This window comes from Pseudomonas sp. E6002 (assembly GCF_013385565.1).
In the GTDB taxonomy this organism is placed as follows: Bacteria; Pseudomonadota; Gammaproteobacteria; order Pseudomonadales; family Pseudomonadaceae; genus Aquipseudomonas.
The window spans coordinates 181,960-194,907 of sequence record NZ_JACAPT010000029.1 but is presented as its reverse complement, the minus strand read 5'-3'; the positions used below and the strand labels follow the sequence as shown (position 1 = coordinate 194,907).

Here is a 12,948-nt window from a genome sequence, read left to right as displayed (position 1 = left end):
GGGTAAATCGGCAAGGATGCCGATTTAGCCGCGCCGGGCCATGGATGGCCCGTCGCGGCGGCCCGCGGAACCGGGCCGGAGTGCGGGCATGCCGAGCCTAAGCGAGGCACCGAGTGGTGGGGCAAAGACCTTTTGGTTACTTTTGGGGCGTTTGCCAAAAGTGACCCGCTGTAAGAGCGGAACCATAAGCGGCCGTTACCGCAGCAACGGATATGTACCCAATCAGCTGCCCATATCCCCCGCCCAACCCTCCTACGCAACTATTGGTTACAAGTTGGTGATAACCTCACCGTTCCCCCACCCAGACCCGTCTCCCCGATGCCCAGTGAACCCGCGCTGCTGTTACGTCACCACCGCCCTTTCATCGCGTTCTGGCTGGCGCGGATCTTCACCGCCAGCGGTTTCCAGATGCTCACCGTGGCCATCGGCTGGAACCTCTACCAACTGACCGGCAACGTGCTGGACCTGGGCTTGGTCGGCCTGGTGGAGTTCGTACCGCGGGTACTGTTCATGCTGCACACCGGCCATGTGGCCGACCGCTATGAACGGCGCAAGGTCGCAGCCATCTGCCAGACCGTTCAAGCGTTGATCGCGCTATCCCTGGCAATCGGCGGACTGACCGGCAATGTCACCCGCGAGATGATTTTTATCCTGGCATTCCTGCTGGGCGCAGCCCGCTCGTTTGAAATGCCCACCACCCAGGCCCTGCTGCCGAGCATCGTGCCCACTGCACTGTTTCCCCGCGCCGTGGCGTCGTCGCAGTCGGCGCAGCAATTGGCCACCATCGTGGCGCCGGCGCTGGGCGGTCTGCTGTACGCCTTTGGCAGTGTCTGGGTCTACGGCCCCACGGTGGTGCTGTACCTGATCGCCTGCGTGCTGACCCTCAACCTGCCCGCGCGCCAGACGCCGCTGAACAAGGCCAAGGCGACCATGGATTCGTTGCTGGCCGGGATTCGTTTTATCCGCAGTCGGCCGGACATCCTCGGCGCGATTTCCCTGGACCTGTTCGCCGTATTGCTGGGCGGCGCCACGGCCTTGCTGCCGGTGTTCGCCAAGGACATTTTGCTGACCGGGCCGTGGGGCCTTGGGCTGCTGCGCTCGGCGCCAGCGGTCGGGGCGTTGTTGATGTCGTTGTGGCTGGCGCGGTTTGCCGTCGACCGGCATGTGGGGCGGATCATGTTTACGGCAGTCGGGGTGTTTGGCGTAGCCACCATCGCGTTCGGCCTGTCGACCTCGTTCTGGTTCTCCCTGGCGGTACTGGTGGTACTGGGCGCAGCGGACATGATCAGCATGGTGATCCGCGCCTCGTTCGTGCAACTGGAAACCCCGGACGAAATGCGCGGCCGGGTGAGCGCGGTCAACGGGCTGTTTATCGGCGCGTCGAATCAGTTGGGCGAGTTCGAGTCCGGGATCACCGCCCACTGGTTCGGCACCGTGCCCGCCGTGGTCATGGGCGGCATCGGCACGCTGGTGGTGACCGGGGTCTGGATCAAACTGTTCCCGACCCTGGCCAACCGCGACCGCATGCATGTGCCGGTGGAAGAGCCCGCCAAGGTTTAGAAGACCTTGTCGAGGGTGACGGGAAAGTCCCGCACCCGCTTGCCGGTGGCGTGATATACCGCGTTGGCCACCGCCGCCGCCACCCCGACTATCCCGATCTCGCCGACGCCCTTGGACCCAAGGGCGTTGACGATCTCGTCGTGTTCTTCGACAAACAGCACATCAATCTCGCCGATATCCGCGTTTACCGGAATGTGGTATTCGGCCAGGCTGTGGTTCATGGAGCGACCCAATGCGTGATCGACCTGGGTCTCCTCATGCAACGCCATGCCGATGCCCCAGACCACACCGCCGAGAATCTGGCTACGGGCCATCTTCGGATTGACCACCCGCCCGGCCGCAATCGCACTGACCACCCGGCTGACCTTGATGGTGCCCAGGTCCTCATCCACCCGCACTTCGACAAACACCGCCGAATGCGTGGCAGAGGCATAGCCTTCGCGCTGTTTGCCCGGCTCGCAATCCACCTGCACTTCCAGCGCCTGCTCGCCGCTGTCTTGCACCAATTGCGCCAGGGAGATGCGCTGGTCACCGGCGTGCAGCTGGCCGTTCTCAAACCGCGCCGACTCAGCGTCTTTGAACGCCGGGTACGTCTTGCGCGCAATGTCCAACAGCTTGGCGTTCAACGCTTCACAGGCCTGTTGCACCGCGCTGCCCACCGACGACACGGTAAACGAGCCGCCCTGCAACGGCGCCGTCGGCAGCGATGAATCCCCCAGCAGGAACGTCACATCGCCTACCGGCACGCCGCTGGCCTGGGCGGCGATCTGCGCCATGACCGTGTAAGTGCCGGTGCCGATATCGGTGGTGGCACTGCTGACCGTGAGCTTGCCCAGGTGGTCGATCCGCGCCTTGGCGCTGGCTTTCATTTGCAGGGCCTCCCACACGCCACCGGCCATGCCCCAACCGATCAGTTGGCGACCATCGCGCATGCTTCGCGGCTCCGGGTTGCGCTGGCTCCAGCCAAAACGCTCGGCACCTTCGCTGTAGCATTCGCGCAACGCTTTGCTGGACCAGGGCTTGTCTTCGTTCTGATTGCGCTCGGCATAGTTGATCAGCCGCAATTGCACCGGGTCGATGCCCAGGGCGCAGGCCAGTTCATCCATCGCGCATTCCAGGCCGATCACCCCCAGCGCTGCGCCGGGGGCGCGCATGTCCAGCGGTGTGAACACGTCCAGCGGCACCAGCTTGTAGGTCAGCAGCACGTTATCGCAGTGATAAAGCATGCCGCTCCATTCCACCACGTGTTCGCTGAAGTCCTCGAAGCGCGAGGTCTGGCCGATGGCGGTGTGGCCCAGGGCAAGCAAGCGGCCATTGGCGGCAGCACCCAGTTGCAGGCGCTGCAAGGTACGCGGGCGATAACCGAAGGTGAACATCTGCTGGCGCGTGAGGGTGACGCGCACCGAACGCTTCAGGGCCAGCGATGCCATCACTGCCAGCGGCAACTGGTACTGCGGGCGCAGACCGGAACCAAAGGCGCCGCCGACGAACGCGGCGAAGATCCGCACCTGGCTTTTATCCAGGCCGAAGACTTTCTGCACATAGGCCTGGCAGTTCTGCGGGCCCTGGGTCTTGTCGTGGATATGCAGGGTGCCGTCCGGCTGATACAGCACGGTACTGGCGTGGGGTTCCATGGGGTTATGGTGTTCGATGGGCGTGCTGTAGTGCAGATCCAGGCTCGTGGCGGCGCCGGTCCATTCGGCCTGGAAGTTGCCGCGCGGCTTGGGCGGTGTTTGCGGCGACGGGTGCGCCTGCTCCTGCAAGGCCAGCAGATCGGTCTCGGCAGGCTCGGCGGCGTATTCGATCTGCACCAGGGAACCGGCGTGGCGCGCCAGCTCCAGGTTGTCGGCAATCACCAATGCCAACGGCTGGCCGCTGTAGAGCACGCGGTCGTTGTACAGCGGGCGAAACGGCGAGCCGTCGGCAGCATCGGCATCGGCGTAGCTGTCGTCGTAGCTGGCCAGTTTCGGGCGGTTGAGGTGATCAAGCACCATCACCACACCGGGCAGCGCCAGGGCTTGGGACGCATCAATGCGGATGACCCGGCCCTTGGCGATGTTGCTCGACACCACGCTGCCGTGCAGCAAGCCATCCTCGGGAAACTCACCGGCATAGCGCGCTTGCCCGGTGACCTTGAGCAGACCGTCGACCCGGTCCAACGGTTTGCCGATTGCGCTCATGACGTGGCTCCTGCAACAGCGGCATCGCTCAGGGCGCGAATGATCGCGCGGCGTGCCAGTTTGATCTTGAAGCCGTTGTGCTCCAGCGGCTCGGCGTCCAGCAGCAGGGTTTCGGCGGCAGTGCTGAAAGTTTCGCGGCTGACGGACTGGCCGATCAGCGCGGCTTCCACCGCACGATCACGCCATGGCTTGTGGGCGACGCCGCCCAGGGCCAGGCGGGCGTCGACGATCACATCGCCATCCAGCTCCAGCGCCGCCGCGACAGATACCAGGGCGAAGGCGTAGGAAGCCCGGTCACGGATTTTAAGATAGTGACTGTGGTCAGCCAGGTGATCGGCAGGCAACTCGATGGCGGTGATCAGTTCGTCGTCGGCCAACTGGTTATCCCGCTGGGGCGCATCGCCCGGCAGCCGGTGAAAGTCGGCGAACTCGATGACCCGCGCACCACCCCGGCCCTGCACATGCACCCGCGCATCCAGGGCGGCCAGGGCCACACACATGTCAGAAGGATGGGTGGCAACGCACTGGTCACTGGCGCCGAGGATCGCGTGGATGCGGTTCAAACCGACCCGCGCCGGGCAACCGCTGCCGGGCTCGCGTTTGTTGCAGGGCACGGCAGCGTCATAGAAGTAGTAGCAACGGGTGCGTTGCAGCAGGTTGCCGCCGGTACTGGCCATATTGCGCAATTGCGGCGAGGCGCCGGCGAGGATGGCCTGGGACAGCAGCGGGTAACGTTCCTCGATCAGCGGGTGCCAGGCCAGGTCGGCGTTGCTCACCAGGGCACCGATCATCAAGCCGCCCCCGGGAGTTTCTTCCACGTCGCGAAGTGGCAGCCCGGTGATATCAATCAGGTGCTCCGGGCGGCTGATGTTCTCTTTCATCAGGTCCAGCAGGTTGGTGCCACCGGCGATAAACCGCGACGCCGGGCTGACCAGGTGCACCGCCTCCTGCACGTCGGCCGGCTTGCTGTAATGGAAGGGATTCATTGCTCACCTCCCTGCACGCGGCACGCCGGCAAGGCTTCTTCGATGGCATCGCGGATGTTGTTGTAGGCGCCGCAGCGGCAAAGGTTGCCGCTCATCAGTTCCTGGATCTGCGCGGTGTCGTGGGCGCGGCCTTCACGGGCCAGGCCCACCGCCGAGCAGATTTGCCCCGGCGTGCAGTAGCCACACTGGAAGGCATCGTGCTTGATAAAGGCCTGTTGCATCGGGTGCAGGTCGTCGCCCGAGGCCAGGCCTTCGATGGTGATCAACTCGGCACCGTCGCACATCACCGCCAGGGTCAGGCAGGCGTTCACCCGCTTACCGTTGAGCAACACGGTGCAGGCACCGCACTGGCCGTGGTCGCAGCCCTTCTTGGTGCCCGTCAGGTCCAGTTGCTCGCGCAGCAGGTCCAGCAGGGTGGTCCAGGGCAATACATCCAGTTGGATGGGGTCCCGATTGAGGGTCAGGCGTATCGGATGACTGACGAACGGCTTGGCCGCCGCGCCATTGGGGGTTGCGCTCATAAACACCTCACGGATTGGTGTGCAATCGCGGCGTTCTGGGAAGTCGCCGTCTTAGCGGTACGACTTCCCGGGGTTATGAGCGTTCAAGGCAATTGATGGGTGGCGATCAGCGAATGCCGAGGGTGGTGACCAACTGGTTGCGCGGTGGGTTGATCGAGGTGTTGCTGTACTGGAACGTGCCGCCGGCTTCGACATTATCCAGCTGGAACGTATAGATGTAGCCCATCAACGTTCCCGCGCCGCTGCATGGCTGGCTGATGGAACCCACCTGGCAGATGGCGGTGGTGCTGATACGGGGCACCGACGCGCCGTCGAAAAATGCCTGTGGGCTGTTGCCCAGGCCGACTTCCATCACGTACACCAGTGTCTGCCCGCGGTGCGTGCACATCTGGGTGCTGTCGGCCCGCTCGGGAATGGTTTCAGTGCACTTGGCCGACTGAACCTTGAATACCCGCACCTCGCTCAACGCCGGTGCAGGCGCGCCCCACGCCGGTGCCGCACCGAGCCACAGGCCGATGCAACCGAACAGAGCTAGACTCCAGGCGCTGGCTTTTTTCATGCTGTCGATGACCCTGTAATAAACGTCGGCGCAGTATGCCTCAAGGCCATGATCAAGCCTATGCGCCACTGGCCCTCGGCTGCTGGTATGATGCGCCGCTTTTTCCGATCCTCTCTGGAACCACAGGCGCTTGGCGCAGTTTGTGCTTTGACTTAGAGGTCAACAAATAACGACGCAAGATAGCGTCACAGGGAGCAGGCATGCTGGAAAAGCTGTTTCAACTCAAGGCACACAACACGAATGTGCGCACCGAGATTCTCGCGGGCGTCACCACCTTCCTGGCCATGGCCTACATCCTGTTCGTCAACCCGAGCATTCTCGGCGAGACCGGCATGGACAAGGGCGCGGTCTTTGTTGCGACCTGCCTGGCGGCGGCCATCGGTTCCACCGTGATGGGCCTGATCGCCAACTACCCGATTGCCCTGGCACCGGGCATGGGCCTCAACGCATTCTTCACCTACACCGTGGTCCTGCACATGGGCCACACCTGGCAAGTGGCGCTGGGTGCGGTGTTCATCTCGGCAGTGCTGTTCTTCCTGCTGTCGATCTTCCGCATCCGTGAATGGATCATCAACAGCATCCCGCTGCCCCTGCGCTCGGCGATTGCGGCGGGTATCGGCCTGTTCCTGGCGCTGATCGCCCTGCACAACGCCGGCATCGTGGTCAGCAACCCGGCCACCATGGTGGGCCTGGGCGACCTGAAACAACCCGCGCCGATCCTCGCCACCCTCGGCTTCGCGCTGATCGTTGCGCTGGAAGCCCTGAAAGTGCGCGGCGCGGTATTGATCGGCATCCTGGTGGTGACCATCGCCTCCATCGTGCTGGGCTTCACCCCGTTCGGCGGCGTGATGTCGATGCCACCTTCGCTGGCCCCGACCTTCCTGCAACTGGACATCAAGGGCGCCCTGGACATCGGCCTGGTGAGCGTGATTTTCGCGTTCCTGTTCGTCGACCTGTTCGACAACTCCGGCACCCTGATCGGCGTCGCCAAGCGCGCGGGTCTCATGGGCAAGGACGGCCACATGCCGAAAATGGGCCGCGCGCTGATCGCTGACAGTACGGCGGCCATGGCCGGCTCGCTGCTGGGCACCTCGACCACCACCAGCTACATCGAATCGGCGGCGGGCGTGAGCGCCGGTGGCCGTACCGGTTTGACCGCCGTGGTGGTCGCGATCCTGTTCCTGCTGGCGCTGTTCTTCTCGCCACTGGCGGCCAGCGTTCCGGCCTTCGCCACCGCACCGGCGCTGCTGTTCGTGGCCGTGCTGATGACCTCGGGCCTGGCCGAAATCGACTGGGACGACATCACCGTCGCCGCACCGGTGGTGATCACCGCCCTGGCGATGCCATTCACTTATTCCATCGCCAACGGCATTGCCTTCGGTTTCATCGCCTGGACCGCCATCAAGCTGCTTTCGGGCCGCTACCGTGAGCTGAACCCGGCGCTGGTGATCCTGTCGATTCTGTTTGTGATCAAGCTGGGCTGGTTCAACGCATGACTTTTGACGCCGCAAGCTACACCGTTCAACTGGAAGAAAAGGTCACGCGCCTGCGTGACCTGCTGGCGCCGTTCGACGCGCCAGAGCCTCAGGTTTTCGACTCGCCGTTGCAGAACTTCCGCCTGCGGGCGGAGTTCCGCCTGTGGCGCGAAGAGGGTCAGCGCCACTACGCAATGTTCTCCCAGGAGGACAAGCGCACGCCGATCCTCATTGAAGAGTTTCCGATTGCCAGCCTGCGCATCAACCAGTTGATGCCGCAACTCAAGGCCGCCTGGCAAGCCAGCGCCGCCCTGAGCCACAAGCTGTTCCAGGTGGAGTTCCTCACCACTCTGGCCGGCGACGCGATGATTACCCTGTGCTATCACCGCCCGCTGGATGAGCATTGGCATACGGCGGCGAACAAGCTGGCGGCGGACCTGAACGTCAGCATCATCGGCCGCTCCAAGGGCAAGCGCGATGTGATCGGCCGCGATTACGTGGTCGAGAAACTCGACGTCGGCGGTCGCACCTTCAGCTATCGCCAGCCTGAAGGCGCGTTCACCCAGCCCAACGGCACGGTGAACCAGAAGATGCTCAACTGGGCATTCGAAGCCCTGGGCGATCGCAGTGACGACTTGCTGGAGCTGTACTGCGGCAACGGCAACTTCACCCTGCCCCTGGCCACTCGCGTGCGCAAAGTGCTGGCCACCGAGATCAGCAAGACTTCAGTGAACGCGGCGCTGAGCAACCTCGATGAAAACGCGGTGGATAACGTCACCCTGGTGCGTTTGTCTGCCGAAGAGCTGACCGAGGCCTTGAATGAAGTGCGGCCGTTCCGCCGCCTGCACGGCATCGACCTCAAGAGCTACGAGTTTGGCAGCGTGTTCGTCGACCCGCCGCGTGCCGGCATGGACCCGGACACCTGCGAGCTGACCCGACGCTTCGAGAACATCCTGTACATCTCCTGCAACCCGGAGACGTTGGCGGCGAACATTGCGCAACTGCATGACACGCACCGGATTACCCAGTGCGCCATGTTTGACCAGTTCCCGTGGACGCACCACATGGAATCGGGTGTGTTGCTGACCCGGCGTTAAATCCCCAGCACTGCAAAGATCAAAATGTGGGAGCCGTCGAGCTTTAGCGAGGCCGCGATGGCGGTGGGTCAGACAGAAAAATGTCATCAGTCCCGCCGCCATCGCAGCCTCGCCAAGGCTCGACAGCTCCCACAGTGGATCGGTGTGTTAGCCGATATAGCCATCATGCCGATGGCTGGAAATACCCCGCCAACGCCCGCAGGTCCTGCTCGTTGAGCAACCCTGCAAAATACTTCAGTTGTATCCGCGCCAGCAGATACGCATGCCGCGCATCCGCCAGGTCACGGCGGGCCGTGAACAGTTGCTGCTCGGCATCCAGCACATCGAGGTTGACGCGCTCGCCACCGGTCACGCTTTTCTTCGTCGCCGTCACCAGGGCGGTGGCCGAGCTGACCGCCATTTCATACGCCCGCACTTTGGCCGCGCCGCTGGTGTTGAGGTTGAATTGCTTGCGCAGTTCGATCAGCGTCCTGGCGGTCTGCGCGTCCAGTTCATATTGGGCCTGGGACAGTTGATTGGCGGCCTGACGGGTTGACGCCGACACCGAGCCACCGGCGAACAGCGGCAGGCTGACCTGGATGCCGACGCTGTTGGTGTCGTACTTCTGGTTGTAGCTGCTTTCCGAATCCGAGCTGGTCTGGCGGCTGCTCGCATACAGGCTGACCTTGGGCATGTGCCCGGCGCGCTTGCGCTCCACTTCGTATTCGGCGACGTCCAGCGCGTGGTGCTGGGATTTGAGCTCCGGGTTGTTGGCCATCGCCATTTCCCGCCAGGTCTCGAAACGGTTGGGCTCCAGCGGCGGGATCTCGAACTGGCGAGTCAGCGGCGCCAACTCGTCTATCTGCAACGGCTGGCCCACAATCGCTTCCAGCTCGCGCAAGGCTGCGTCCTGGGTGTCCAGGGATTCGATCTCTTCGGCCTGGGCCAGGCTCAGGCGTGCCTGGGTTTCCAGCACATCGGTGCGGGTGCCCTCGCCGCCCTTGAGCAGCCGTTCATTGAGTTGCAGGCGCTCGGCATACGCGCGTTTCTGGGCGCGGCTCAGCTCGATCCGCTCCTGGGCCAGCAACGCCTGGCTGTAGGCGCTCAACACCCGCACGGCCAGTTCCTGGCTCTTGCTGCGAAAGCGTTCATCGGCAAACAGCGCCTGCGCTGCACCCTGGCGATAGCGCGCATAGGCTTCGTAATCGAGCAGCGGTTGTTGCAGGGTCAGGGTCGAGGCATAGCTGCGGTAATCGCGGTCGCTGGTGACGTTGCCCACCGCCGTCGACTGGGTGACTTCGGACTCATTGCGCGAGTTGTTATAGCTCCAGGACAGGTTCGGCAACAGCCCGGCGCGGCCGATGATGCGGTTTTCCTCGCCGGCCTCGCGCTCCTGGATTGCCGCCTGAAACGTCGGATCGTTGCGCAGGGCCAAGTCATAGGCGTCGAGCAATCCCAGCGCCTGAACCGATCCACTGCAGGCACAACACAGACCGAATAACAGCGCCTTCATTCTTCCACCAACGCCATGTGAGTCCGATCCAGCAAGGGTTTGAACAGGTAGTTGAGCATCGAGCGCTCACCGGTTTTGACGAACGCTTCCACCGGCATGCCCGGGCGAATCTGCAAGCCGTCGAGCTGGCGCATGCCAGCTGCACTGACCTGGGCGCGCAAGGTGTAATACGGCTCATCGGTGCGCTCGTCGACCTGGCGGTCGGCCGACACCAGCGTCACTTCACCGGCAATGCGTGGGGTGGTGCTCTGGTTGAACGCCGAGAACAGCAACTCCACCGGCAAGCCCGGGTGCACCTTGTCGACCATCTGCACCGGCACCCGCGCTTCCACCAGCAGTGGTTCGCCCTGGGGCACGATGTCCATCAGCGCCTGGCCGGGCTTGATCACGCCGCCTTCGGTGTACACCTCCAGCCCCACCACCACGCCAGTCGCCGGCGCGCGCACCAGGCTGTTGGCCAGTTCGAATTCGGCCGAGGCCAACCGGTTGCGCAAGTCGTCGCTGCGGGTGCGGGTTTCGGCCAGTTGGCCGCGCAGGTCTTTCTGGAAGTCTTCGCCGAGCTGGCGGATGCGCAGGCGCAGTTCAAGGACTTGCCGTTGCAACTGGCCGATGCGGCCGAAATCCTCGGCAATCGCACCGTCGAGCTGGGCATACAGCCGTTCATTTTCCAGCAGCCGATTGCGCGGAATGTAGCCGTCCCGCGCCAGCTCGCGCAGGCCTTGCAGTTGTTCATTCATCGCGGTGCGTTGCAGCACTTTGCTGGCCTGGGATTCCCGGGTGCCGCGCAATTGTGCCTCGGCCCCGGCGATGGTTTCCCGCAGACCTTGCTGCTCCGTGGCCAGGGCCTGGGCGCGACTGCTGAACAGTTGCCGTTGCAGGCTCAAGGTGGCGGCGGCCTCAGGCTCGTTCAGCAGTTCGGGGCCGAAGACGATGGCCGACAAGCCTTCGCTCTCGGCACTCAAGCGCGCTTCGCTGGCGCGGGACGCAATGAACTGGCTGCGCAAAGACTGCATCTGCCCGCGCAACGGGGTTTCCTTCAGGCGGACCAATACCTGGCCGGCGCTTACCACCTCGCCATCGCGCACCTCGATCCGCTCGACGATCCCGCCCGCGGGGTGCTGCACCGTCTTGCGGTGCCCCGACACCATGACCTTGCCGGACACCGCCACGCCCTTGTCCAACGGTGCCAGCGTGGCCCAGCCCAGGAACCCGGCAAACCCGCCGAGCACCAGCAACCAGCCCAGGCGCGCGTATTTTTTATCGTCCAGCGCCAGCACGTTGTTCACCGGCGGCACGCTGTTGTCCGTCACAAGCACAGGTCGGCTCATGCTTTTTTTCCTTCACCGAGGCGGTAGCTCATGCTCATCGCCGACATCGGTTTGGGCGGCGCGGCCGCCGGTTTCTGCGTGGCCTCCAGCACCCGCGCCGTGGGCCCGAACGCCTGCAACTGGCCGTCCCGCAGAATCAGTAATTGGTCCGTCAACGCCAGCACAGGGGTCTTGTGGGTGATCAGCACCAGCGTGCGACGCTGCGCCTTGAGCAAGGTGATGGCATGGAGCAAGGCCTGCTCGCCGGCCTCATCGAGATTGGAATTGGGCTCATCCAGTACGATCAGCGCAGGCACGCCGTACAGCGCTCGCGCCAGCGCGACACGTTGCTTCTGCCCGCCGGACAACCCGGCACCGCCCTCCCCCAGTTGGGTGTCGTAGCCTTGGGGCAACTGCAGGATCAGTTGATGCACGCCGGCCATTTGCGCGGCAGCGAGCACCTTGTCCGAATCCACGGTGCCGAAACGCGCGATGTTGTCGGCGATGCTGCCGGCGAACAGCTGGATGTCCTGGGGCAGATACCCAATGTGCGGGCCGAGTTGCTGCTTGTCCCATTGCGCCAGGTCCGCGCCGTCGAGCCGTACCTTGCCGGCCAAGGGCGCCCAGGCCCCCACCAGCAACCGCGCCAGGGTCGACTTGCCGCAACCGGAAGGCCCGATCACGCCCAGCACGTCACCGGCAGGCAGGCTGAACCCGAGGTTGGCCAACGCGGGCCGACGACTGCCGGGCGCACACGCGCTTACCTGTTCGACCGTCAACTGGCCGCTGGGCGCCGGCAAGCTCATGCGCTCGGTGCGCGCCGGGTTGGCCGCCAGCATCAGGGTCAATCGCTCATAGGCCAGGCGCGCCGAACTCCACTGTTTCCACACGCCGATCAGCTGGTCGATAGGGCTCAGTACCCGCCCCATCAGGATCGAGCCGGCGATCATCATGCCCGGCGTAATAGCCCCCTGCACCGCCAGCAATGCGCCCAGACCGAGGACCAATGACTGCAACGCCAGGCGTACGCCCTTGGACCAGGCACTGATGGCAGCGGTCTTTTCACTGGCCAGGTTCTGCGCCGCCAGAAACGCCTGGTGCTGGGCAAACCAGCGCGCACGCAGGGTTGCCAGCATGCCCATGGCTTCGATGGCTTCGGCATTGCGCAGGTTGGCCGTGGCCTGCTGGCTGGCGCTGATCGACAGCTGATTGGCCTGAGTCAACGGTGCCTGGCAGATGTGCTGGTTGGCCCACGCCAGCGCCATCAGCATCAGCGCACCGGCCAGCGCCAGGACGCCGAGCCAGGGGTGGAACAGGAAGATCACCAGCAAGTACACCGGAAACCACGGCGCATCAAAAAATGCGAACAGCGCCTGGCCGGTGGCGAACTGGCGCAAGGTCGTCAGGTCGCTCAACGCCTGCCCGGCCGCCTGGGTACCGCCCTTGAGTTGCGCCTCGAACGCGGCGTCGTACACCCGCTGGTTCAGGCGCATGTCCATCTGTGTGCCAAGACGGATCACCACCTGGCTGCGCACCCACTCCAGCGCGCCCATCAAGCCGAACAAGCCAAGGATCATCAGCGTCAGCATCAACAGGGTCATCGAGTTGCCGGAGGCCAGCACCCGGTCGTAGACCTGCAACATGTACAGCGCCGGGGCCAGCATCAACAGGTTGATCACTGCCGAAAACAGGCCAATGTTGAGGAAGCCACTTTTATAGGCCGTGAGAGCGGCCAGGGTTTCGTTGCCGGCATGGCGCATCGAGGGAGTCT

The 12,948-nt window shown here is 64.0% G+C and carries 10 protein-coding genes; 3 read left to right on the top strand and 7 right to left on the bottom strand.

Annotated elements, in window-relative coordinates:
* Positions 1 to 318: 318 nt before the first annotated feature.
* Complete coding sequence (locus tag HX815_RS24370; RefSeq protein ID WP_063026986.1) at positions 319 to 1,560, top strand: MFS transporter; 1,242 nt, start codon at positions 319 to 321, stop codon at positions 1,558 to 1,560.
* On the opposite strand, the gene HX815_RS24365 is transcribed toward HX815_RS24370, so the two are convergent.
* The 4 genes from HX815_RS24365 to HX815_RS24350 all read right to left on the bottom strand — a co-directional run bounded on the left by HX815_RS24365 (position 1,557) and on the right by HX815_RS24350 (position 5,806).
* Complete coding sequence (locus HX815_RS24365; RefSeq protein ID WP_087693544.1) at positions 1,557 to 3,740, bottom strand: xanthine dehydrogenase family protein molybdopterin-binding subunit; 2,184 nt, start codon at positions 3,738 to 3,740, stop codon at positions 1,557 to 1,559. The genes HX815_RS24370 and HX815_RS24365 overlap by 4 nt on opposite strands.
* Entirely contained in the window at positions 3,737 to 4,726 is a 990-nt protein-coding gene (locus tag HX815_RS24360) for a xanthine dehydrogenase family protein subunit M (protein WP_177029005.1), read from the bottom strand. Before HX815_RS24360 ends, HX815_RS24365 begins: the two co-directional genes overlap by 4 nt.
* Positions 4,723 to 5,247 carry a (2Fe-2S)-binding protein gene (locus HX815_RS24355; RefSeq protein ID WP_102605485.1) on the bottom strand — a complete coding sequence of 175 codons (525 nt, stop codon included), beginning with the start codon at positions 5,245 to 5,247 and terminating at the stop codon, positions 4,723 to 4,725. The genes HX815_RS24360 and HX815_RS24355 overlap by 4 nt, the downstream gene beginning before the upstream one ends.
* 106 nt (positions 5,248 to 5,353) lie before the next feature.
* A complete protein-coding gene (locus HX815_RS24350; RefSeq protein WP_008436632.1) occupies positions 5,354 to 5,806 on the bottom strand; it encodes a DUF4879 domain-containing protein in 453 nt (150 codons plus the stop codon).
* A 200-nt stretch (positions 5,807 to 6,006) separates the two neighbouring features.
* Between HX815_RS24350 and HX815_RS24345 the strand changes: the two genes are divergently transcribed.
* Both HX815_RS24345 and trmA read left to right on the top strand, forming a co-directional pair.
* Positions 6,007 to 7,302 carry an NCS2 family permease gene (locus tag HX815_RS24345; RefSeq protein WP_003215557.1) on the top strand — a complete coding sequence of 432 codons (1,296 nt, stop codon included), beginning with the start codon at positions 6,007 to 6,009 and terminating at the stop codon, positions 7,300 to 7,302.
* Complete coding sequence (gene trmA, locus HX815_RS24340) at positions 7,299 to 8,378, top strand: tRNA (uridine(54)-C5)-methyltransferase TrmA (protein ID WP_102605483.1); 1,080 nt, start codon at positions 7,299 to 7,301, stop codon at positions 8,376 to 8,378. Before HX815_RS24345 ends, trmA begins: the two co-directional genes overlap by 4 nt.
* Positions 8,379 to 8,541: 163 nt before the next feature.
* On the opposite strand, the gene HX815_RS24335 is transcribed toward trmA, so the two are convergent.
* The 3 genes from HX815_RS24335 to HX815_RS24325 are packed head-to-tail and all read right to left on the bottom strand — an operon-like array spanning position 8,542 to position 12,937.
* The gene (locus tag HX815_RS24335; RefSeq protein ID WP_177020964.1) at positions 8,542 to 9,870 is read right to left on the bottom strand and encodes a TolC family outer membrane protein; all 1,329 of its coding nucleotides are present in this window, start codon (positions 9,868 to 9,870) and stop codon (positions 8,542 to 8,544) included.
* Positions 9,867 to 11,198 carry an HlyD family type I secretion periplasmic adaptor subunit gene (locus HX815_RS24330; protein ID WP_177029004.1) on the bottom strand — a complete coding sequence of 444 codons (1,332 nt, stop codon included), beginning with the start codon at positions 11,196 to 11,198 and terminating at the stop codon, positions 9,867 to 9,869. The genes HX815_RS24335 and HX815_RS24330 overlap by 4 nt, the downstream gene beginning before the upstream one ends.
* Positions 11,195 to 12,937 carry a type I secretion system permease/ATPase gene (locus tag HX815_RS24325; protein ID WP_177029003.1) on the bottom strand — a complete coding sequence of 581 codons (1,743 nt, stop codon included), beginning with the start codon at positions 12,935 to 12,937 and terminating at the stop codon, positions 11,195 to 11,197. Before HX815_RS24325 ends, HX815_RS24330 begins: the two co-directional genes overlap by 4 nt.
* Positions 12,938 to 12,948 lie beyond the last annotated feature (11 nt).

What these genes read in the sequence shown, in the direction of transcription:
- HX815_RS24335 (WP_177020964.1), bottom strand. Translation starts at nt 9,870, where the DNA reads ATGAAGGCGCTGTTATTCGGTCTGTGTTGTGCCTGCAGTGGATCGGTT.
- HX815_RS24360 (WP_177029005.1), bottom strand. Translation starts at nt 4,726, where the DNA reads ATGAATCCCTTCCATTACAGCAAGCCGGCCGACGTGCAGGAGGCGGTG.
- HX815_RS24325 (WP_177029003.1), bottom strand. Translation starts at nt 12,937, where the DNA reads ATGCGCCATGCCGGCAACGAAACCCTGGCCGCTCTCACGGCCTATAAA.
- HX815_RS24345 (WP_003215557.1), top strand. Translation starts at nt 6,007, where the DNA reads ATGCTGGAAAAGCTGTTTCAACTCAAGGCACACAACACGAATGTGCGC.
- HX815_RS24330 (WP_177029004.1), bottom strand. Translation starts at nt 11,198, where the DNA reads ATGAGCCGACCTGTGCTTGTGACGGACAACAGCGTGCCGCCGGTGAAC.
- HX815_RS24365 (WP_087693544.1), bottom strand. Translation starts at nt 3,740, where the DNA reads ATGAGCGCAATCGGCAAACCGTTGGACCGGGTCGACGGTCTGCTCAAG.
- trmA (WP_102605483.1), top strand. Translation starts at nt 7,299, where the DNA reads ATGACTTTTGACGCCGCAAGCTACACCGTTCAACTGGAAGAAAAGGTC.
- HX815_RS24355 (WP_102605485.1), bottom strand. Translation starts at nt 5,247, where the DNA reads ATGAGCGCAACCCCCAATGGCGCGGCGGCCAAGCCGTTCGTCAGTCAT.
- HX815_RS24370 (WP_063026986.1), top strand. Translation starts at nt 319, where the DNA reads ATGCCCAGTGAACCCGCGCTGCTGTTACGTCACCACCGCCCTTTCATC.
- HX815_RS24350 (WP_008436632.1), bottom strand. Translation starts at nt 5,806, where the DNA reads ATGAAAAAAGCCAGCGCCTGGAGTCTAGCTCTGTTCGGTTGCATCGGC.